At 72.3% G+C, this 20,390-nt stretch carries 17 protein-coding genes; 12 read left to right on the top strand and 5 right to left on the bottom strand.

Annotated elements, in window-relative coordinates:
* Positions 1-109: 109 nt before the first annotated feature.
* The 3 genes from VF612_RS11300 (at position 110) to VF612_RS11290 (ending at position 5,505) form a co-directional block, all read left to right on the top strand.
* On the top strand, positions 110-1,447 hold the full coding sequence (locus tag VF612_RS11300; RefSeq protein ID WP_408659953.1) for a hypothetical protein: 1,338 nt from the start codon (positions 110-112) through the stop codon (positions 1,445-1,447).
* 72 nt (positions 1,448-1,519) lie between these two features.
* Positions 1,520-4,414, top strand: a complete 2,895-nt coding sequence (locus VF612_RS11295; RefSeq protein ID WP_408659952.1) for an FAD-binding and (Fe-S)-binding domain-containing protein — start codon at positions 1,520-1,522, stop codon at positions 4,412-4,414.
* Positions 4,411-5,505, top strand: coding sequence for an aminotransferase class I/II-fold pyridoxal phosphate-dependent enzyme (locus VF612_RS11290; RefSeq protein ID WP_408659951.1), 1,095 nt, complete (start codon positions 4,411-4,413; stop codon positions 5,503-5,505). The genes VF612_RS11295 and VF612_RS11290 overlap by 4 nt, the downstream gene beginning before the upstream one ends.
* A 152-nt stretch (positions 5,506-5,657) precedes the next feature.
* On the opposite strand, the gene VF612_RS11285 is transcribed toward VF612_RS11290, so the two are convergent.
* The gene (locus tag VF612_RS11285; protein WP_408659950.1) at positions 5,658-7,196 is read right to left on the bottom strand and encodes an aldehyde dehydrogenase family protein; all 1,539 of its coding nucleotides are present in this window, start codon (positions 7,194-7,196) and stop codon (positions 5,658-5,660) included.
* A 4-nt stretch (positions 7,197-7,200) separates the two neighbouring features.
* The gene (locus VF612_RS11280; protein ID WP_408659949.1) at positions 7,201-8,292 is read right to left on the bottom strand and encodes a saccharopine dehydrogenase C-terminal domain-containing protein; all 1,092 of its coding nucleotides are present in this window, start codon (positions 8,290-8,292) and stop codon (positions 7,201-7,203) included.
* 149 nt (positions 8,293-8,441) lie between these two features.
* On the opposite strand from VF612_RS11280, the gene VF612_RS11275 reads away from it, so the two are divergent.
* Positions 8,442-9,344 (top strand): LysR family transcriptional regulator, encoded by a 903-nt coding sequence (locus VF612_RS11275; protein WP_408659948.1) that lies wholly within the window; start codon positions 8,442-8,444, stop codon positions 9,342-9,344.
* A gap of 52 nt (positions 9,345-9,396) precedes the next feature.
* On the opposite strand, the gene VF612_RS11270 is transcribed toward VF612_RS11275, so the two are convergent.
* Positions 9,397-10,035 carry an O-methyltransferase gene (locus VF612_RS11270; protein ID WP_408659947.1) on the bottom strand — a complete coding sequence of 213 codons (639 nt, stop codon included), beginning with the start codon at positions 10,033-10,035 and terminating at the stop codon, positions 9,397-9,399.
* Positions 10,036-10,123: 88 nt separating this feature from the next.
* Positions 10,124-11,485, bottom strand: a complete 1,362-nt coding sequence (locus VF612_RS11265) for a pyridoxal phosphate-dependent decarboxylase family protein (RefSeq protein WP_408659946.1) — start codon at positions 11,483-11,485, stop codon at positions 10,124-10,126.
* A gap of 156 nt (positions 11,486-11,641) precedes the next feature.
* Between VF612_RS11265 and sigE the strand changes: the two genes are divergently transcribed.
* The 4 genes from sigE (at position 11,642) to VF612_RS11245 (ending at position 15,385) form a co-directional block, all read left to right on the top strand.
* A complete protein-coding gene (sigE, locus tag VF612_RS11260) occupies positions 11,642-12,301 on the top strand; it encodes an RNA polymerase sigma factor SigE (protein WP_408659945.1) in 660 nt (219 codons plus the stop codon).
* Positions 12,302-13,216, top strand: coding sequence for a hypothetical protein (locus VF612_RS11255; protein WP_408659944.1), 915 nt, complete (start codon positions 12,302-12,304; stop codon positions 13,214-13,216).
* Positions 13,217-13,404: 188 nt separating this feature from the next.
* Positions 13,405-14,964, top strand: coding sequence for a trypsin-like peptidase domain-containing protein (locus VF612_RS11250; protein ID WP_408659943.1), 1,560 nt, complete (start codon positions 13,405-13,407; stop codon positions 14,962-14,964).
* Between the two features lie 19 nt (positions 14,965-14,983).
* Positions 14,984-15,385, top strand: coding sequence for a sec-independent translocase (locus VF612_RS11245; RefSeq protein WP_408659942.1), 402 nt, complete (start codon positions 14,984-14,986; stop codon positions 15,383-15,385).
* A gap of 50 nt (positions 15,386-15,435) precedes the next feature.
* Here VF612_RS11245 and VF612_RS11240 read toward each other — a convergent pair whose 3' ends face one another.
* On the bottom strand, positions 15,436-16,593 hold the full coding sequence (locus tag VF612_RS11240) for an Mrp/NBP35 family ATP-binding protein (protein WP_408659941.1): 1,158 nt from the start codon (positions 16,591-16,593) through the stop codon (positions 15,436-15,438).
* A gap of 48 nt (positions 16,594-16,641) precedes the next feature.
* Here VF612_RS11240 and VF612_RS11235 point away from each other — a divergent pair, with 48 nt between their 5' ends.
* From VF612_RS11235 to VF612_RS11220, 4 genes are all read left to right on the top strand, one after another.
* Positions 16,642-17,145, top strand: coding sequence for a MarR family winged helix-turn-helix transcriptional regulator (locus tag VF612_RS11235; RefSeq protein ID WP_408659961.1), 504 nt, complete (start codon positions 16,642-16,644; stop codon positions 17,143-17,145).
* Positions 17,146-17,614: 469 nt separating this feature from the next.
* Entirely contained in the window at positions 17,615-17,920 is a 306-nt protein-coding gene (locus VF612_RS11230; protein ID WP_408659940.1) for a cupin domain-containing protein, read from the top strand.
* Entirely contained in the window at positions 17,913-19,271 is a 1,359-nt protein-coding gene (locus tag VF612_RS11225) for a class I tRNA ligase family protein (RefSeq protein WP_408659939.1), read from the top strand. Before VF612_RS11230 ends, VF612_RS11225 begins: the two co-directional genes overlap by 8 nt.
* 9 nt (positions 19,272-19,280) lie before the next feature.
* Positions 19,281-20,390, top strand: a complete 1,110-nt coding sequence (locus VF612_RS11220; protein WP_408659938.1) for an NAD(P)/FAD-dependent oxidoreductase — start codon at positions 19,281-19,283, stop codon at positions 20,388-20,390.

Genomic DNA, 20,390 nt, shown 5'->3' with positions numbered 1-20,390 from the left:
AGGCGTGGCAGCCGCTGTTGCCAGATAGTTAGCAACGCTAATCCTTAGACCATCCAGAATTCATACTGCTCACCTTGGTCGAAGCCTGGGATCCCGGGAGAATGGAGGCATGACCTCCTATGACTGGCAGCTGCATCCACAGGCCGAGGCGCTGGTCGACCGCCTGATCACCGAGGCGATCGGCAAGAGCCCGGAGCTGGCCGAGTTCACCAGCCGGCTCGCCCGCCAGACGGCCACCCGCCTGCAGGACTGGCTCGATTGCGTGGCGGGACCGGTCACCGTCGATGAGCTGGCCGCCGTCGGATACCAGCGCACCGGCCAGCCCGATCTGTGGCGGCACCCCGGGGCGCAGCTGCCGGCGGTGGTCGTGGCCGAGCACTACGAGCTGGCGCTGCGCACCGACGACATCGCCGCCTTCGCCACCAGCTATGCCCGCGACACCGGCGCCGACGTCCCTGCCGAGCTGCAGGGCTCGCCGCTGGCCGGATACCGCCGGGTCGTGGTGAGCGAGCAGAACGGCGTGCTGCTGGCCGGCGTGGAACGGCGCTCGTGGGCAGCCGGCACCGTCCCGCAGGTGTTCTCCGCGACTCAGGCCGGCGCCGCGGCCGAGGCCTGGCGGCTGCTCACGGAGCGGCCGCGGGCGCTGACCGGCGCGGCCGGCGTCCGGGCCCAGCTGCCGGCCGCCCACCGAGCCGTCGAGCTGGTCGGGCCGGACCTGGCCGCCTCCTACTTCCTGCAGGCCGAACGCGCCTACTGGCAGCGGCACAACACCGCGGCCGCGGTGCAGCACGCCCGCCAGGACCGGTTGGGCCTGGGCTGGGGCAACAACGACCACCACACCTTCCGGTCCTCGCGCGCTGCGTTCGCGCCGCTGATCGGCTTCCTGACCCTGCTCGGCTTCCGGACCCGCGAGCGGTTCTACGCCGGCGCGGAGGCCGGCTGGGGCGCCCAGGTGCTCGAACATCCCGGCTGCGGCGGGGTGATCTTCGCCGACGTGGACCTGACCGCCGCCGAGGTCGACCTCGACTTCGCCCACACCGAGCTGGGGGAGACCGGCCGCTACGGCACGGTGGGGATGTGGTGCGCGCTGCACGGGGAGTCCCTGCTCGCGGCCGGCATGCACCACTTGGAGGGCCAGTTCTCCTTCGACGAGCTGACCGCGTCCCTGGCCGAGCTGGGCCAGCCCTCGATGCGGCCGTTCTCCGACTACCCCTACCTGCGGCAGGCGTTCACCGAGGCGGAGTGGTGGCCGGTGCCGGCCGCCCGGCTGGCCGCGCTGGCCGCCGCCGGCCAGCTCGACCCGGACCGGGCCGCCGAGATCGCCGAGACCGGCGCCGCCGGCTCGCACCTGGAGAACCTGGCGCGCCGGGGCGGCTTCAAGGGGTTCAACCAGACCAACGTCTCGACGACCCTGCTGGCCACCGACCCGCGCGAGTACCGCCGGTGAGACCTGCGCGCCAGGCGACCGGGCCCGTAGCCGCGCGGGCCGCCCAGCCCGCCGGCTGTCAAGATTGACGGTGTGAACCCCGAGACGCTGGCCGCCGAGCTGCGCCGTGCCGGCGTCGCCGAGGTCGATGCCAGCAGCCGGCGCCGGGCCGAGTACGCCACCGACGCCTCGAACTACCGGGTGGTTCCGCAGGTCGTGGTGTTCCCCCGGCACGCCGAGGAGGTGGCGCTGGCGCTGGAGGTGGCCCGGCGCACCGGAACACCGCTGACCGCCCGCGGCGGGGGCACCTCGTGCGCCGGCAACGCCGTCGGGCCCGGCCTGGTGCTGGACTTCTCCCGGCACCTGAACCGGCTGATCGCGCTGGACCCCGACGCCCGCACCGCGACCGTGGAACCGGGCCTGATCCTGTCCGGGTTGCAGCGGGCCGCAGCCGTGCACCGGCTGCGCTTCGGCCCGGATCCCTCCACCTCTGCGCGCTGCACCGTCGGCGGGATGATCGCCAACAACGCCTGCGGCCCGCGCGCCCTGGCCTATGGCCGCACCGCCGACAACGTCGAGTCGCTGTCGCTGCTGCTGGCCGACGGCCGCGCCCTGCAGACCGCCCCGCTGGCCGGGCTCGCGGACCCGGTGGGCGCCCGGCTGTCGTCCCTGGCGCAGGCCAACCTGGCGCTGATCCGCACCGAGTTCGGCCGGTTCGGACGCCAGATCTCCGGCTACTCGATGGAGCACCTGCTGCCGGAGAACGGTGGCCACCTGGCCCGGTTCCTGGCCGGCACCGAGGGCACCCTGGCGCTCAGCACCGCCGCGACCGTTCGCCTGGTGGACCTCGCCCCGGCCACCGCGCTGGCCGTGCTGGCCTACCCGGACATGGCCAGCGCCGCCGACGCGGTGCCCGCGGTGCTGCCGTGCCGGCCGCTGGCCCTGGAAGGCATGGACGCCCGGCTGGTCGAGGTGCTGCGCAGCCGGCGCGGCCCGGCCGCCGTCCCGCCGCTGCCCGAGGGCGGTGGCTGGCTGTTCGTCGAGACCGGCGGCCAGAACCTGGCCGAGGCAGTCGCCGCCGCCGAGCAGGTCGTCCGGACCGCCGCACCGGCTGCGTCGGCGGTGGTGACCGGCGAGGACGCCCGCCGGCTCTGGCGCATCCGGGAGGACGGCGCCGGCCTCGGTGGCCGCACCCCGGCCAACGCCCCGGCCTGGCCCGGCTGGGAGGACGCGGCGGTGCCACCGGAGCGGCTCGGCGGCTACCTGCGCGAGTTCTTCGCCCTGCTGGCCAGGCACCGGATCGACGGGCTGGCCTACGGCCACTTCGGCGACGGCTGCGTGCACGTCCGGCTGGACTTCCCGCTGGCCGACCGGCCGCCGGCGTTCCGGGAGTTCCTGCTGGAGGCAGCCACCCTGGTCGCCGCGTACGGCGGCTCGATGTCGGGCGAGCACGGCGACGGCCGGGCCCGCGGCGAGCTGCTGCCGGCCATGTACTCCGCCGAGGCGATCGGGCTGTTCGGCTCGGTCAAGGCGATCTTCGACCCGGACAACCTGCTCAACCCCGGGGTGATCGTCGACCCCGCCCCGGTCGATGCCGACCTGCGGCTGCCGCTGGCCCGTCCGCTGACCGGCTCGGGCGGCCGGGGGCTGGGCTTCAGCTATCCCCACGACGGCGGCTCGTTCAGCACGGCCGTGCACCGCTGCGTCGGGGTGGGCAAGTGCCGGGCGGACCTGACCGCCGCCGGCGGGGTGATGTGCCCGTCCTACCTGGCGACCCTGGACGAGACCCACTCGACCCGCGGCCGGGCCCGGGTGCTGCAGGAGCTGGCCAACGGCGAGTTGCTCACCGATGGCTGGCAGTCACCGGAGCTGGTGGAGGCGCTGGACCTGTGCCTGGCCTGCAAGGGCTGCAGCTCGGACTGCCCGGCCGGGGTGGACATGGCCACCTACAAGGCGGAGATGCTGTTCCAGCGCTACCGCGGCAAGCTGCGGCCGGCCGCGCACTACCTGCTGGGCTGGCTGCCGCGCTGGAGCCGGCTCGCCACCAGGGCGCCCCGGCTGGCCAATGCCTTGCTGCGGCCGGCGTCGCTGGCTGCGCTGGCCAAACGGATCGGTGGCATCGACCAGCGCCGGCCGCTGCCCGACTTCGCGCCGCGGTCGTTCCGGGACTGGTTCGCCGAGCACCCGGCAGCGCCCGGTGATCCGGTGCTGCTGTGGGTGGATACCTTCACCAACGCCTTCTCGCCGGAGGTCGGCAAGGCCGCCGTCGAGGTGCTGGAGGCCGCCGGCTGCTCGGTGCGGATCGCGGATTCCCAGATCTGCTGCGGGCTGACCTGGATCTCCACCGGCCAGCTCGACGGCGCCCGCAGGCAGCTGCGCCGCACCTTCGACGCGCTCGGGCCAGCGCTGGCGCTCGGGATGCCAGTGGTCGGCCTGGAGCCGTCCTGCACCGCGGTGCTGCGCTCGGACGCGGTCGAGCTGATGCCCGGCGACGAGCGCGCCGAGCGGCTGCGGAGCCAGACCCGGACGCTCGCCGAGCTGCTCACCGAGCGCGGCTGGAGCCCGCCGTCGCTGCACGGCGTCGAGGCGGTCGTCCAGCCGCACTGCCATCAGCACGCGGTGCTGGGCTTCGCAGCCGACACCGCGTTGCTCACCGGCGCCGGCGCCCAGCTGCAGACGGTGGGTGGCTGCTGCGGGCTGGCCGGCAACTTCGGGGTGGAGCGCGGCCACTACGAGGTGTCGGTGGCCGTCGCCGAGCAGGCGTTGTTGCCGGCCGTGCGCGGCGCCGGGCCCGATACCGTAGTGCTCGCCGACGGGTTCTCCTGCCGTACCCAGCTCGACCAGCTCAGCGAGCGCGCCGGCCTGCACCTGGCCCAGCTGCTGGCCGACCGGCTGCCGGGCGGCTCTCCGGGCAGCCAGGCCACCGAGAGCCCGACCACCGACAGCCCGACCACCGTTAGTCCGCTCACCGATAGGACCCAGCCATGACGACCGGTTTCGTCCCACCGCCCTATCCCTATGAGCGGCTCGGTGAGCTGAAGGCGATCGGCAACCGGCTCGAGGGCGGCGCCATCGACCTGTCCGTCGGCACGCCGTGCGACCCGGCGCCGCCGGCTGTGATCGCCGCGCTGGCCGCGCCCGGCCGGGTCGAGGGCTACCCGCCGTCGATCGGCACGCCGGCATTGCGGGCCACCGCGGCCGGCTGGATCTCCCGCCGGCTGGGCGCGACGGTGGATGCCGACGCCGAGGTGGCCGCCTGCGTCGGGACGAAGGAGTTCGTCGCCTCGGCGCCGCAGTACCTGAAGCTCCGGACCCCGGACCGGGACACCGTGCTGTACCCGGCGATCAGCTACCCGACGTATGAGATGGGCGCCATCCTGGCCGGCTGCCGGGCGGTGCCCTACCTGCGGCTGGACGAGATCGGCGACGCCGACGCCGCCCGGGCGCTGTGCCTGTGGGTGAACTCGCCGGGCAACCCCACCGGCGAGATGTCGGACCTGGCCGAGGCCGCCCGCTGGGGCCGGGACCGCGACGTCCCGGTGATCTCCGACGAGTGCTACGCCGAGTTCAGCTACAGCCAGCCGGCCACCACCATCCTGAGGGGCGGGACGGCCGGGGTGCTGGCGCTGCACTCGCTGTCCAAGCGGGACAACTTCGCCGGCGCCCGGATCGGCTTCTATGCCGGGGACGCCGAGCTGGTGCACTACCTGCGGGAGGTGCGCAAGCACGCCGGCCTGATGCCGCCCGGGCCGGTGCAGCACGCCGCCACCGTGGCGCTGGCCGACGACGAGCACGTCGAGGCGCAGCGCGAGCGGTACTGGCGGCGGATGCAGCGGCTGTGCCAGGTGCTGGCCGCCGTGGGGCTGCCGGCCAAGATGCCGGACGGGGCGTTCTACCTCTGGCTGGAGGCTCCGGACGGCGACGCCTGGGAGGCGTCGAGGATGCTGGCTGCGCAGACCGGCATCGTGGCCTCGCCGGGGGAGCTGTACGGCTCGGTGTCCGCCGGCTACCTCAGGGTGGCGGCGGTGGCGCCGGATGACCGGATCGAGCTGGCGGCCCGCCGGGTCGGCCTGGCCTGAGCAGCTGCCAGGTCGAGGTCGGGCTGGCCGGAGCGCTGGCCTGAGCCGCCCTAGCCGGGCCGTCCGGCGTTGGTATGCCCCTGAGCCTCCGGGAACGGCTCAGAGGCATACCCGCCCCGGTCGGTGACCAGCCGTCCGGGCCGCCGCCGTGCTCAGCCGAACTCGACGCCTTGTGCGAGCGGGAGCTCGGTCGAGTAGTTGACGGTATTGGTGGCGCGGCGCATGTAGGCCTTCCAGGAGTCCGATCCGGACTCCCGGCCGCCCCCGGTCTCCTTCTCGCCGCCGAACGCGCCGCCGATCTCGGCGCCGGACGGTCCGATGTTGACGTTGGCGATGCCGCAGTCCGAGCCCGCCGCGGACATGAACAGCTCGGCCTCGCGGACGTCGAGGGTGAAGATCGAGGACGACAGTCCCTGCGCCACGTCGTTCTGCATCGCGATCGCCTCGTCGAAGCTGTCGTAGCTGAGCACGTACAGCAGCGGGGAGAACGTCTCGGCCTTCACGATGTCGGTCTGCCGGGGCATCCGCACGATCGCCGGCTGGACGTAGAACGACTGCTCGGCCTGCTCGCCCTCGCCCAGCGGCACCCGCTCGCCGCCGACGATCAGCTCGCCGCCGTCGGCCTGGGCCACCGCGATCGCCTTCTGGAAGGCCTCGTAGGACGCGCCGTCGATCAGCGGGCCGACCAGCGTCCCGGGCTCCAGCGGCGAGCCGATCGGCAGGGTCGAGTAGGCCTTCTTCAGCGACTCGACCAGCTCGTCGACGATCGAGGAGTGCGCGATCACCCGGCGCAGGGTGGTGCACCGCTGGCCGGCGGTGCCGGCGGCGGAGAACACGATGCCGCGGACCGTCAGGGCCAGGTCGGCGCTGGGCGCCACGATCGCGGCGTTGTTGCCGCCGAGCTCGAGCAGCAACCGGCCGAACCGGCCCGCCACCCGGGGCGCCACGGCCCGGCCCATCCGGGTCGAGCCGGTCACCGAGATCAGCGCCACCCGGGGGTCGTCCACCAGCGCCTGGCCGACGTCCGCGCCGCCGATCACCAGCTGGGTCACGGCCTCCGGCGCGCCGACCCGGCGAGCGGCCTCGGCCGCCAGCGCCTGGCAGGCAAGGGCGGTGAGCACGGTCTTCTCCGACGGCTTCCAGACCACCGGGTCACCGCACACCAGCGCCAGCGCGGAGTTCCACGACCACACCGCGACCGGGAAGTTGAAGGCGGAGATGACGCCGACGACACCCAGCGGCAGCCACTGCTCCATCATCCGGTGGCCGGGACGCTCGGTGGCGATGGTGTTGCCGAACAGCTGCCGGGACAGCCCGATGCCCAGGTCGCAGATGTCGATCATCTCCTGGACCTCGCCGAGGCCCTCGGACACGATCTTGCCGGCCTCGATGGAGACCAGCGCGCCGAGGTCCTCCTTGTGCTCGCGCAGCAGGTTGCCCAGCTCGCGGACCAGCTGGCCGCGGACCGGGGCCGGCACCAGCCGCCACTGCTGGAAGGCCTGCTGGGCGCGCCCGACGATGTCGGCGACCTCGTCGGCGGTGTGCGAACGGAGCCGGCCGAGCTCGCCACCGGTGATCGGGGTCCGGCAGCTGAGGTCGCCGTCAGTGGTGAAGGGGTCGCTCACCCCGAGCCGGGCCAGGATCTCGGTGGTGCGGCTGGTCACGTCGTGGTGGGACATCATGGCAGTCATCTCTTTAGACCTTTCCGAGGTCGCCGAACAGGGCGCCGCTCTTGGTGGACAGCAGATCGGCGAAGGAGATGTCCTCCTGCTTGACGAAGCCGGTCTGCGGGAGCCGGCCGTCGGCGACCAGCTCGAGGACCGCGACGGCCGAGGCGGCCGTGGTCCAGGAGATGGCCCGCCAGGACCGGCCGTTGATGGCCAGCGGCTGGTAGGCCCGGACGTACTGCTTGCGGTACAGCTGGCCGCCGGCGATGTCGCCCCGGCCCTCGACGGCGGCGTGCAGGTAGACCACGTCGTCGTCCACCGGTGGCTTGGCGTCGATCAGGATCTCCCCGGCCAGCTCCCGGCGCTGGCGCAGCCCCAGCTCGTCGAAGAAGAACCGCATCAGCTCGAAGTGGCCCGGGTAGCGCATGGTCTTGTAGTCCAGCCGCTGCACCCGGCCCTCGTAGGTGTCACACATGGTGCCGAGGCCGCCGGAGGTCAGGCACGCCTCCAGCTCGACGCCGCCGATCACCACCCGCTCGTTCTCGGTCATCGCCGGCGCCATCTGGCGGTGGCCGGCCCGCAGCACCTCGCAGTCGTTGAGGTACTCGTTCACCACGCCCTCGGCCGACCAGTTGAAGGCGTAGCCGAGCAGGCCGGCCGGGTGCCGCGGCAGCGCGCCGACCTTCAGCTCGATCGAGCGGATCTCGTCGAACTGCTTGGCCAGCCACGAGCCGACGATGCCGATCAGGCCCGGGGCCAGGCCGCACTGCGGCACGTACAGGGCGCGCGGGTCCTGCGACGCCAGCTCCAGCACCCGGTTGGTGGTCGGGACGTCCTCGGTCAGGTCGAAGTAGTGCACGCCGACGTCGTGGGCCGCCTCGGCGACACCGAGGTTGAGGTTGTAGGGCAGGCAGGACACCACGGCATCGCTGCCGGTCAGCGCGGCCCGCAACCCGGCGGCGTCGCGGACGTCGAGCGCCTTGCAGGCGAACGGCAGATCGCTGCGGGTCCGGGCGTCGTAGGCGGTGACGGCGAAGCCGGAATCGGCGAGCAGCAGGGCGACCAGCTCGCCGACCTTGCCGAGGCCGATCACCCGAACTTCGTTGATCGAGCGTGCCATGGTGGATCCTTCCCCGTTCGGCGCCCGCGGCCACCGCACCACCGGCGGGCGGCGGGACGTGGCGGACACCTGCAGTTGTGCTTACGTTAGTCTAAGAACGGTCGTTAGAGAAAATTATGGTTGCCCTAGCGTAGAGGATGGCGGGCGCGGTGAACGCATCCCTGGATGTCGGCAGGCTCAGGCTGCTGCGCGAGGTCGATCTGCGTGGCTCCATCGCCGCGGCTGCCCGGGAGGTGGGGCTCACCCCGTCGGCGGTGTCGCAGCAGCTGACCATCCTGGAGCGCGAGGCCGGCACCCCGTTGCTGGACCGGTCCTCACGCGGAGTGCTGCTCACCGGCGCCGGCCAGGCGCTGGTCGCCCGCGCCCGTTCGATCCTGCAGTTGCTGGAGGAGGCCCGGGCGGATCTGGACCGGCTGACCGGTGAGCTGTCCGGCCACGTCCGGATCGGCACGGTGGCCTCGGCCGCCGCCGCCCTGGTCAGCACCGCCGCGATCCGGCTGGCGGCCGAGCATGTCGCGCTGGAGCTGACCGTCACCGTCGCCGAGCCCGCGCGCAGCATCGATCAGCTGCTCAACGGCGACCTAGACATCGCGGTCGTCGACGTCTACGACGGCGTGCCGGTCCCGATGCCGGACTACCTGCTGGCCACCGACCTGTGCACCGAGCCGCTGGTGGTGGTCAGCGCGGTGGGGGCGCTGCCCGGACGGGGCGAGGTGACGCTGTCGGAGCTGTCCGGCGCCAGCTGGGTGATGCCGCCGCTGGACGCCGCCTGCGGCCAGGCGGTCCGGTTCGCCTGCCGTGCCGAGGGCTTCGAGCCGCAGGTCCGGTGGGAGACCGACGACATGCTGCTGCTGGTGCGGGCGGTCTCGGCCGGGCACGGCATCGCGGTGCTGCCGCGGCTTGCGGTGGCCGACAACGTCGCCGAGATCGAGATCCGGCCACTTGCCGGGCCGGGCATGAGCCGCCGGCTGCTGGCCCTGACCCGAACGTCCAGCCAGGACCGGCCGATCATCCGGGCAGCCCTGGACGAGCTGGTCAAGGCCACCGGCTGAGCTGTCAGCCGCGCTGGCCCGCGGGGGCCAGCGCGGCCAGGCGCCCCGTGGCTCAGCGCTTGGCAGCGACCAGCAGGCCGTCGCCGACCGGCAGCAGCGCCGGCACCAGCCGGGCGTCCTCGCGCAGCGTCCGGCCCAGCTCGCGCAGCGCCACCGTCTCGGCGTCGCGGGCGTTGGGATCTGCCACCCGGTCGTGCCACAGCACGTTGTCGAAGGCCAGCACCCCGCCGCTGCGCAGCAGCCGGACGCCCTGCTCGTAGTACTCGCTGTAGCCGGTCTTGTCGGCATCGACGAACACCAGGTCGTAGGAGCTGTCGTTGAGCCGGGGGAGCACCTCGCCCGCGGCGCCGTTGATCAGCCGGTAGCGGGTGGTGCCGATGCCGGCCTCGGTGAAGGCCTGCCGGGTGGCCCGCTGGTGCTCGGGCTCGGTGTCGACGGTGGTGAGCACGCCGTCCGGGCGCATGCCGCTGAGCAGCCACAGGCCCGAGACGCCGGCGCCGGTGCCGACCTCGACCACCGACTTCGCGCCGACCAGGGTGGCCAGCAGCCGCAGGGTCGCCCCGCCGCCCCGGCCGATCGGCGTGCAGCCGAGCTCGGCCCCCCGGGCCCGGGCTGCCGCGATGACTTCGTCCTCGGCCAGGAAGTTCTCGGCGTAGGCGAGGCTGGATGAGTTGAGATACGCGTCGGCCATGGCGTCAGACTCTACCGAGCGAGCCGGCCCGGGCGCGCCGGGCGGGCCGGTCGCGGTGACCGGCGATCGAAATGGCCCGCGGCGGGTGCTACTTCATCGAGTCGATGATCACGGCAAGGTCGTTGACGGTGGTCTCGGGGTTGACGATGGCGAAGCGGGTGCACGGCTGGCCGGCATGGCTGGTGGGGGTCACGAAGGCGACGCCGGCGGCCAGCATCCGCGCCGTCCAGAGGGTGTAGTCAGCGGCCTGCCAGCCGATCCGCTCGAAGATCAGCACCGACAGGTCGCGTTCCACCAGCAGCCGGACGTGCTCGGCCGCCTCGATCAGCTCCTGGCCGGCCCGGGCGACCCGCAGGGTCTGCTCGACCGCCTCGGTGTAGGCCGCGGTGCCGTGCACGGCGAGGGAGAACCAGAACGGCAGGCCGCGGGCCCGCCGGGTCAGCTGCACCGAGAAGTCGCTGGGGTTCCACTCGCCCTCCACCGTCACGGCGTCGAGGTAACCGGCCTTCTGGGTGTGCGCGGCGCGGGCCAGCACCGGATCCCGGTAGACCAGCGCGCAGCAGTCGTACGGGGCGAACAGCCACTTGTGCGGATCGACGATGAACGAGTCGGCATGCTCGACGCCGGCGAACAGCGGCCGCACCGACGGCGCCGCCAGCCCCGCGCCGCCGTAGGCGCCGTCGATGTGGAACCACCAGTCCCGTTCCCGGGCCACCTCGGCGATCCCGGCCAGGTCGTCGATGACCCCGGCGTTGGTGGTGCCGGCGGTGCCCACGACGGCGAAGATCCCGTCGAGCTCGGACTCGGGCAGCTCGGCCAGCCGGGCGCGGATCCCGTCCCCGGTCAGCCGGCCGCGCTCGTCGCCGGGGACCTTCACCATGCCGACGTCCATCACCACCTGCAGCGAGTGCTTGACCGAGGAGTGCGTCTCGTCGCTGACCAGCACCGACCACCGGGCCGGCGGCGGTCCCTGCCGCTTGTGCCGGGCGGCCTCGCGCGCCGCCACCAGGGCGGACAGGTTGCCGATCGTGCCGCCCTGGACGAACACCCCGCCGGCGTCCTCGGGCAGGCCGGCCAGGTCGGCGATCCAGCGCAGCGCCTGGTTCTCGGCATAGACCGCGCCGGAGCCCTCCAGCCAGGTCCCGCCGTAGACGCTGGAGGCGCCGACCAGCATGTCGAAGGCCGCGGATGCCTTGGTCGGCGCGCCGGGGATGAAGGACAGGTAGCGGGGGTGGTCCACCGACAGGCAGGCCGGCGCCAGGACCTCCTCCCAGAGCCGCAGCGCCTCCTTGGCTCCGATGCCGCTCTCGGTGACGGTCGGCCCGGCCGCGGCGCTGAGGTCCTCGGGGGTCAGCGAGCGATCCAGCGGCGCGTGCATCGCCAGCCGTTCCAGGCACAGCTCAGCGAGCGACCGGGACAAGGCGGCGCTAACGTCGGTATAGGTGTGCACGGGCAGGAGCCTAGACATCGTGGCGGTCGAACGCTGCCCTGCCGGGAACGTGAGCGCGCCGTGAGACGTTTAGGTAATACACAGCCACCCCTGCGAGGCTGTTGTGGTCCTGGCCAGAACCGCCGGGGTGCCACTGGAAGAACAGGTGATCGCTCGATGTCCACGCTGAATCTCGGTGTGGCTAGTTCGATGGGTGGGCACGGGGCGGCGACGTCGCCGGTTGCCACGTTGTCCTCGCATGCCGCTGAACCGGCCGACTGGGTCGCGCCGTCGTGGGATGAGATCGTCCGCCAGCACGCAGACCGGGTGTACCGGCTGGCCTACCGGCTGTCGGGCAACCGCTCCGACGCCGAGGATCTGACCCAGGAGACCTTCGTCCGGGTGTTCCGCTCCCTGGCCGACTACACCCCCGGGACGTTCGAGGGCTGGCTGCACCGGATCACCACCAACCTGTTCCTGGACATGGTGCGCCGCCGGCAGAAGATCCGGTTCGACGCCCTGGCCGAGGACGCCTCCGAGCGGCTGGCCACCGAGGAGCCCGGCCCCGAGCGGGCCTACGAGCAGAACAACCTGGATCCTGAGATCCAGCGCGCGCTGGACGCGCTGCCGGCCGACTTCCGGGCCGCGGTGGTGCTGTGTGACCTCGAGGGCCTGACGTACGAGGAGATCGCCCTGACCCTCGACATCAAGGTGGGGACGGTCCGCTCGCGCATCCACCGGGGTCGGGTGCTGCTGCGCGAAGCGCTGGCCCATCGGGCGCCGGCGCGGCCGGAGCCGCTCGACGCCACCGGGTTCGACGTGGGAGTGAGCGCGTAGATGTCCAGTCCGCGGGTGTTCGGCCTGCCGCATCTGTCCGAGGACGCCGTGGCGGCTTTCGCCGACGGCGTGCTGTCGGCGGCTGCGGCGAGCCGGGCCCAGCGGCACTGCGCCGAGTGCGCCGAGTGCGCCGATGCCGTCCGCGGGCAGCGCGAGGCGGCGATGATGCTGCGCGCCGCACAGGCGCCGGCGCTGCCGTCGGGCCTGCTCGACCGGTTGAACGGGCTGCCGATGTCAGCTCCGTTGCCGCCGCCGTCGCGTGGCGGGCTGCCGACCGTGCTCGGCGCCGACGGCACCGCGATGTTCATCGCCCATGACGTGCGCAAGGCCCGCGCGGCGGGCCACGCCCGGCAACCCCATGAGCCTGCCCAGCCCCCGGACGAGACCCAGCTCGAGGCCCAGCCCCCGGCCCAGACCCAGTTCCGGACCCAGCCCCCGGCCCCGGCGCGCCGCCGGGTCGCGCTGCCGATGACCGTGCTGGCCTCGGCCGCCGCGGTGGTCGCGGCCGGGACGCTCGGCGGGCAGGTCTCGACGCTGGCGGCCAGCGCTGACCGGCAGGTCCAGTCGGGAGCGGCCAACGCGGCCGGCTCGGTGACCGGCGGCCAGACCCTGGGATCGGGAACGGGAAGCCCGCTGGCCGGCGCAGGCTCGCTGCTGCCGGCTGATCGTTCCCCAGCCGGCCCGGCCAGCACCTCCACCGGCCCGGCCAGCACCTCGACCGACCCGGCCAGCCGGCCTGCGCTGGCCTTGGGCGGGCCGTCGTCGATGACCCTGGCTCCGCTGCGGCGGCCGGCCCAGCAGGCGCGCACGGCCATCCACCGGTCCGCGCTCACCACCGCCCCGGCCCAGCACGTCGAGTGGTCTTCCACGGGTTTTGCGGCGCCGATGGCCGGCGCCCCCACCGCCACGCCGTAGCAGCGAGCGGTTGAGCGGTTCATGGATCTCGGCCGGCTGCCGAACATGCCCCTGAGGAGTCGGCTCTCTTCCGGCGCGGAGACCCTGCCCTTGGCCTGCCGCACGGCGCTCGGGCAGACTCAAAGGATCGAGATCACGGCTCGGTACGCCCAGGCCGCCGGAATCAGCGCACGACGGACGGAGGGCACGTGAGCGACTCTCTCGACGACGGCGTCGACTCCTCGCCCTTTGCCCGCCCCGGTGGCATCGAGAGCTCCTTCGAGCCGTCCACCCCGGCGACGCCACAGCCGCCGTCCCGGCCCCCGGTCTCGGCCGCCGACCACGAGACCTTCAGCGCCCCGGCCGGCTCCGGCGCCGTCTTCGCCCCGGCCCCGGGGGATCGGTTGCCACCCCGGCACACCTCGCCGCGGCAGCCGGTGCCCGCGCAGCTCACCGAGGCCTTCGCGGGCTCGGGGCAGTTCGCGCCGGCGCCCGGCGACCGGCTCAGTCCGTCCCTGCCCGGCCCCGGCTCGCCCTGGTGGAAGGCGGACGCGGCGGTGGACCCGTGGCGCGACCCGCAGTCGCCGTACTGGATCGCCGGGCCACCGGTGTACGCCGACGACGAGGTCGTCGGGATGGCCGACTCGGTCGAGGAGCCCGGGCCCGAGGCCAACGCCAAGGCAGCCCCGTCCGGAAAGCGCGCCCGCTTCGGGCTGTCGGCGCTGGCGCTGGTGCTGGTGGCGGGCCTGATCGCCGGCGGGGTCGGCGGCGGGGTGGGGTACTGGCTGTCCCAGCGCGCCCATGCCGTGCTGACCGATCCGAACGTGAAGCTCGCCAAGACCGACACCCCGGCCAACCGGGCGCCGGGCTCGGTGGCCGACATCGCCAAGCGGGTCAGCCCGGCGGTGGTCTCGATCGACGTCCGGTCCGCCGACGCCGCCGGCTCGGGGTCGGGGGTGATCATCGACAAGGGTGGCTACATCCTCACCAACAACCACGTGGTGGCCTTCGCCTCGTCCCCGACCATCCGGGTGGTGTTCGCCGACCGGTCCTCCAGCCCGGCCCGGGTGGTCGGCACCGATCCCCGCAACGACCTGGCGGTGATCAAGGTCGACAAGACCGGCCTGACGGTGGCCAGCCTCGGCGACTCCGACACCCTGGCGGTGGGGGACCCGGTGGTGGCCATCGGCGACCCGCTGGGCCTGCGCGGCACGGTCACCGCCGGCATCGTCTCCGCCCTGAAACGGCCGCTGCGGCTGCCGGGGGAGAACGGCGAGCCGGACGCGGTGATCGACGCGGTCCAGACCGACGCCTCGATCAACCCCGGCAACTCCGGTGGCGCGCTGGTGGACGCCGCGGGAGCGGTGGTGGGCATCAACACCGCGATCGCCTCGGTGAGCCAGTCCAGCGGCCAGAGCGGCAACATCGGGGTCGGCTTCGCCATCCCGGTCAACACCGCCCGGGCGGTCGCCGAGGAGTTGATCCACACCGGCAAGGTCCGGCACGCCGACCTGGGCGCCAGCAGCCGCAGCGTCACCGACGGAACCCGCGACGGGGCCTACCTGGTCCAGATCGTTCCGAACGGGCCGGCCGCCAAAGCGGGGCTGAAGGAGGGCGACGTGGTGACCATGTTCGACCAGACCCTGATCGATTCCGGCGACGCGCTCACCGTCGCGGTCTCGGAGTCCAAGCCGGGAGCCACCGTCACGCTGCGCTATGTCCGCGACGGCGTGGCCGGCCAGGCCAAAGTCACCCTCGGGACCAGCTGAGCCCGGCTAGGCTGACCTCGTGTTCAACATCGGGCCGCTGGAGTTCCTGCTGCTGGCGGCGATCGCGCTGATCGTCTTCGGCCCGGACCGGCTGCCGGAGCTGGCCAAGGATGCCGGGCGGATGTTGCGGACGCTGCGCGACGTCGCCCAGGGCGCCCGGACCCAGCTCAACTCCGAACTCGGGCCGGAATTCGCCGACTTCGACCTCTCCTCGCTCAACCCGCGCACCGCGATCAAGAATGCCCTGCTGGGCGACGACGACTTCGGCTCGCTGAATCCGAAGGAGGCCATCCAGCGGGCGCTGCGCGGCGAGGACGACCCCGCGCCGTCCCCGGCGATCGACCTGAGCAAGCCGGCCCGGCCTGTAGAGCAGCCGCTGGCACCGGGGGAACATCCCCCGATCGACCTCGAAGCAACCTGAGTCAGCCGGGCCGAACGGCCGGGACCCTGAGCGCCGGGCCTGAGGTGCGGTCAGCGGGCGACCGCGGACAGCCCGAGCGGACGGCCCACCAGGCTGCGTTGCCGACCCGCGAGGGTGTCGGCGATGGCGCCGAACGCGCGGCCGGCAGCCGAGTCCGGGTGTGACAGCACGATGGGGGTGCCGTCGTCGCCGCCCTCGCGGATCGCGACGTCGATCGGCACCTGGCCCAGCAGGCCGACCTTGGTGCCGGTCGAGGCGGTCAGCGAGTCGGCCACCGCCTGGCCGCCGCCGGCGCCGAACAGCTCCAACCGGGTGCCGTCGGGCAGGTCCAGCCAGCTCATGTTCTCCACCACGCCGACGATCTGCTGGTGCGTCTGCAGGGCGATCGAGCCGGCCCGCTCGGCCACCTCCCGGGCGGCAAGCTGCGGGGTGGTGACCACCAGCAGCTCGGCCGAGGGCACCAGCTGGGCGAGCGAGATCGCGATGTCGCCGGTGCCCGGCGGCAGGTCCATCAGCAGCACGTCCAGATCGCCCCAGTACACGTCGGCCAGGAACTGCTGCAGGGCGCGGTGCAGCATCGGTCCGCGCCACACCACGGCGGTGTTGCCGGGGGTGAACATGCCGATCGAGATCACCTTCACCCCGTGCGCCTGCGGCGGCATGATCATCTTCTCGACCTGGGTGGGCCGGCCGGTCACCCCGAGCATCCGGGGGACGGAGAAGCCGTAGATATCGGCATCCAGCACACCGACCCGCAAGCCGCGCTGAGCCAGCGCCACGGCCAGGTTCACCGTCACCGAGCTCTTGCCGACGCCGCCCTTGCCGGAGGCGACGGCGTAGACCCTGGTCTGCGACCCGGGCTGGGCGAACGGGATCTCGTTCACCGGGTTGTCGCCGCGCAGCTTGGTGCGCAGGTCGGTGCGCTGGGCGTCGCTCATGACGCCGAGGTCGACCGTGACCGAGGACACCCCCGGAACCGCCGAGACCGCGGCCGTGACGTCGGCGGTGAGCTTCTCGCGCATGGGGCAGCCGGCCACCGTCAGCAGCACCCGGATGCTGGTCGAGCCGTCCGGCGCCACGCTGACCCGCTCCACCATGCCGAGCTCGGTGATCGGCCGGTGGATCTCAGGATCGTGCACGCCGGCCAGCGCTGCCGCAATGGCCGCCTGCAGGGCGTTCGGGTCTGCGGCTACATCTGAAAGAGACACACCAAAGATCCTACGGCGGCGCTCGGCGTCACTACGATGTGCGTGGTGATGTCCGATTCCGACGACTCCGGCCCGGTCACCGAAACGGCGGCCGCCGTGGTGAGCGCCAGTGACTGGCGACTGGCCGTGTGGCGCAGTTTCCTGCGGACGCACACCCATCTGCTGCGCCAGCTGGAGCACCAGCTGCAGGTCCACGGCAAGATCGCGCTGGGTAGCTATGACGTGCTGGTCCAGCTGGCCGAGGCGCCGGACAGCAGGTTGCGGATGTCGGAGCTGGCCGAGGCGGTGCTGCTCTCGCGCAGCGGCCTGACCAGATTGGTCGACCGGCTGCAGAACGACGGCCTGGTGGAGCGGCAACCCGATCCCGACGATGCCCGCGGCATGTACACCGTGCTGACCGCCAAGGGCCGCGACACCCTCCGCGACGCCTCGCGGGTGCATCTGGCCGGGGTGTCGGAGCTGGTGCTCACCCGGCTGTCCGAGGCGGAGCTGCGCCAGCTGCACGCGCTGATGACGCAGCTCGATCCGGCGCCGAGCAGGGACGTAGGGTGACGCGCGGTGACTGAGCCGGATTGGTGATCCGTCGCCGCCAGCAGTCGTTCGTTGCGTCATCAACTATGACTGCGGCCCCTATCACATCCGGTATCGCCGGTGACTATTCAGGCCACCTTGGTGTCTGTAGCCTGTGTGTCGATCGCCTCAAAGTCGATTGATTACTCCAATCCGGTAGACGGCGTGGCGTATCGCGCATAGTGTTCGGCCGCCATGTTCGAGCAACGGGGAAGTACGCCGATTCAGGCAGCGCACCAAGGGCTAAAACGACGAAAAGGAATATCCGCTACGCGGGTATTCAGGACTGCGCTGGTGCCTCTTACTTTCTCGAAGAAACAACGGTCTGCAAAGACCGTGGGGGCAAAAGGAGCCACCATAGATGCGCAAGTTTGACAGCAGTTCCGCGCTCAGCAGCAAGGTTGGATTCGTTGACGTCGCCCGCTGGGAGCAGTACGGCCTGGGCTCGACGATGCCGTTCGACGCGATGTGGTACTCGGTCGAGGCCGGCCAGAGCAGCCCGCGCGATTGCCATCCGGAACTCGAACTGTCCGTCGTGCTCAGCGGCACGGCCTCGGTCGAGACCGGCGGCGTCATCACCGACATGCCGACCGGTTCGGCCTTCCTGTTCGACAGCGAAGAAGCGCATGTCATCCACAACCGCCAGGACATCCCGGTGATGATCTTCAGCGCGTACTGGATGCCGGTCGAACCGGCCGAGGCCCACCGCCCCGAGGCCAGCCTGACCTCGGCTTCGGCGGAGCACGCCGATGCCTGAGCCCAAGGCCACCGCGCTCATCGTCGCGCCGCCGACCACCAACGGCCCGCTGCACCTCGGTCACCTGTCCGGCTCCTACCTGGCCGGCGACGTCATCGCCAGGATGGCCCGCAGCCACGGCAAGCGGGTGGTGAGCGTGAACGGATACGACATCCACCCGAACTGGGTCCTCACTCGCGCCGAGAACGATGGGATCGAGGTCGACAAGGTCATCCAGGAGTACCGGCAGCGGATCGACGCTGCGATGCATCTGGCCCGTATTGAGGCCGATGTCCTGATAGATCCAGGGAAAGCAGATCACCGGGCGGCCGTTGCCCGGCTGGCCAGTCACCTCGCCGACGAGGCATTCCCGCTGCGCGAGTACACCCTGTCCGAGTGCGAGGACTGCGGCCGCACCCTGCACAACTCCTATGTCACCGGCACCTGCTCGCGGTGCGGCCTCGGCTCCAACGGCGGCACCTGTGAAGGCTGTGGCGGGTTCACCTCGGCGCAGAACCTGCTGAACCCCAAATGCGCCCGCTGCGGTGGCGCGCCGCGGCCGTTCCAGGCTCGGATTCCGGTGCTGGCGCTGGAGGACTTCCGCGAGCAGTTCACCGAGATCTGGCTGCACATGGAGCAGCCGCGCCGGATCCGGGACCTGCTGGCCGACTACCTCGCCACCGGGCTGCCGGAGATGCCGCTGGCCTTTCCGACGAACTGGGGCCTGGAAGGAACCGGCTCGCTGGCGGGATTGCGGCTCGACGTCAACTTCGAGCTCGGGCTCAACGGTTACGAGTGCGTGGCCAAGGGCATCGATCCCACGCAGGACAGCGTCGAAGCGGCGCAGACAGCGTGGCGTCAGGTTGACAAGGTTTGGCACATTCACGGCCTGGACAACGGCTTCTATTCCGCGCTGATGTGGCCGGCCCTGTTTGCAGCGCTCGGCGTGGAACCGGCCCAGCACGGCGGCAGCATCGTCAACGAGTGGTACACCCTGGACGGATTAAAGTTCTCGACCAGCCGCAGTCACGCGATCTGGGTCGATGACCTACTGGCCGTCGAAGACGCTGAAATGGTGCGGCTGTACCTGGCCTGGGACGGGCCCGACCGGTACCAGAGCAATTTCACCATGGAGGGTTATCAGGCCTTCCGCGATCGGGTGGCGCCGTTGCTGGCCGGGTCCACGGCTGGCGATCCGCTGCCGGCGCCGTTGGCTTCGGCAGACCTTGCCCGTGCCCTGGACGCCCTGCGTCCGGAGGCATTCGACCCGGGCCTGGCGGTCCGCTGCCTGCTCGCCAATCTGGGCAGCACCACCGCGAGCGCCGAGGTCGAGTTGCTGCGCCAAGCGCTCGGCGGCAGGGACGGCAGGTAGCTCACGAAGATGCGCGTAAGTGTTCTCGGAGGCGGCGTTGCCGGCGCACTGCTCGCCTGGCGGCTGGCCCAGCAGCCAGGAATCGACCAGGTATGGATAGCTCCTGGCGCCGCCCGTGAGCGCGATGCCACCGCGGCCTCCGGCGGCCTGGTGCGCGGCTATGAGACCGAGCCCGAGCAGCGCCGGTTGGCCGTCGACAGCCTGCTGGAGCTGCTGGGTGACCAGCAGCTCCAGGACTGGGCCGGCTTCACCCTGGCCGGTTCGGTCTACCGGCCGCTGGATCCGGCCGAGCTGCCTAAGGTCGCGGCCGAGATCGAGGCGGAGGTGCCTGACTCGGTGGAGCTGCTGACGGCAACCGACCTGCGTGGCCGCGGCTGGAACCTGCCTGCCGCGGAGCTGGCCGCCGGCAGCGCCTCGGCAGGCGACAGCGGATCGGGCCCGATCGCGATCGGCGAACGGCAGGCCGGCTACGTCAATCCGGCTCGGTTGCGTGGCTGCGTGCTCGCCGACCTGGCCGGTCGCGGCAACGTCACGCTGTTGCCCGACGGCGCTGTCAGCGCGGTGGCACCCGGACGGTTCGAGCTCAACGGCGCCGCACACCAGTGCGATGTCGTGGTGCTGGCCACCGGCGCCTGGACGCCGAGCCTGCTGCGAGCCTGCGGTTGGGACGCCGGCGACCTGCGGACCAAGGCCATCCAGTACACGGTGTACCGCACCACCGGCTGGCTCCCGCAGGCCTTCGTCGACGAGCCCAGCGGCCTGTACGGCAAGCCCACCTCCGACGGCGGCCTGCTGCTCGGAGTGCCGACCGAGGCGTGGAACGTCAGCCCGGACGCCCCGGGGATCGATCCGGCGCTCAGCCGGAGGGCTCAGGAGCTCGCGCTGAGCCGCTTTCCGCAGCTGCGGCTGGCCGGGGCCGCCGAGCCGACCAGCGCCGCGGACTGCTACTGCACGGCGGCACGGCTTGCGTTACGCCCGGTTCCCGGAGCCGAGAACGGGCTGTTCACCTACACCGGTGGGTCAGGCGGTGCGGCCAAGACCGCACTGGCCGCCAGCCGGCAGGCTGCGATCCAGCTTGCCGATGGCCACCGGCCCGACCTGAAGCACCACCACCCCTGA

This window comes from Jatrophihabitans sp. (genome assembly GCF_036388195.1).
In the GTDB taxonomy this organism is placed as follows: domain Bacteria; phylum Actinomycetota; class Actinomycetes; order Mycobacteriales; family Jatrophihabitantaceae; genus Jatrophihabitans_A.
Note: the sequence above shows the minus strand (reverse complement) of the source record. Positions and strands in the feature narration are given on the sequence as shown.

Bases quoted from the DNA above. Each gene is read 5' to 3' on its own strand.
- VF612_RS11285 (WP_408659950.1), bottom strand. From the start codon at position 7,196: ATGACTGCCATGATGTCCCACCACGACGTGACCAGCCGCACCACCGAG.
- sigE (WP_408659945.1), top strand. From the start codon at position 11,642: ATGTCCACGCTGAATCTCGGTGTGGCTAGTTCGATGGGTGGGCACGGG.
- VF612_RS11255 (WP_408659944.1), top strand. From the start codon at position 12,302: ATGTCCAGTCCGCGGGTGTTCGGCCTGCCGCATCTGTCCGAGGACGCC.
- VF612_RS11225 (WP_408659939.1), top strand. From the start codon at position 17,913: ATGCCTGAGCCCAAGGCCACCGCGCTCATCGTCGCGCCGCCGACCACC.
- VF612_RS11290 (WP_408659951.1), top strand. From the start codon at position 4,411: ATGACGACCGGTTTCGTCCCACCGCCCTATCCCTATGAGCGGCTCGGT.
- VF612_RS11270 (WP_408659947.1), bottom strand. From the start codon at position 10,035: ATGGCCGACGCGTATCTCAACTCATCCAGCCTCGCCTACGCCGAGAAC.
- VF612_RS11300 (WP_408659953.1), top strand. From the start codon at position 110: ATGACCTCCTATGACTGGCAGCTGCATCCACAGGCCGAGGCGCTGGTC.
- VF612_RS11230 (WP_408659940.1), top strand. From the start codon at position 17,615: ATGCCGTTCGACGCGATGTGGTACTCGGTCGAGGCCGGCCAGAGCAGC.
- VF612_RS11220 (WP_408659938.1), top strand. From the start codon at position 19,281: ATGCGCGTAAGTGTTCTCGGAGGCGGCGTTGCCGGCGCACTGCTCGCC.
- VF612_RS11280 (WP_408659949.1), bottom strand. From the start codon at position 8,292: ATGGCACGCTCGATCAACGAAGTTCGGGTGATCGGCCTCGGCAAGGTC.
- VF612_RS11235 (WP_408659961.1), top strand. From the start codon at position 16,642: ATGTCCGATTCCGACGACTCCGGCCCGGTCACCGAAACGGCGGCCGCC.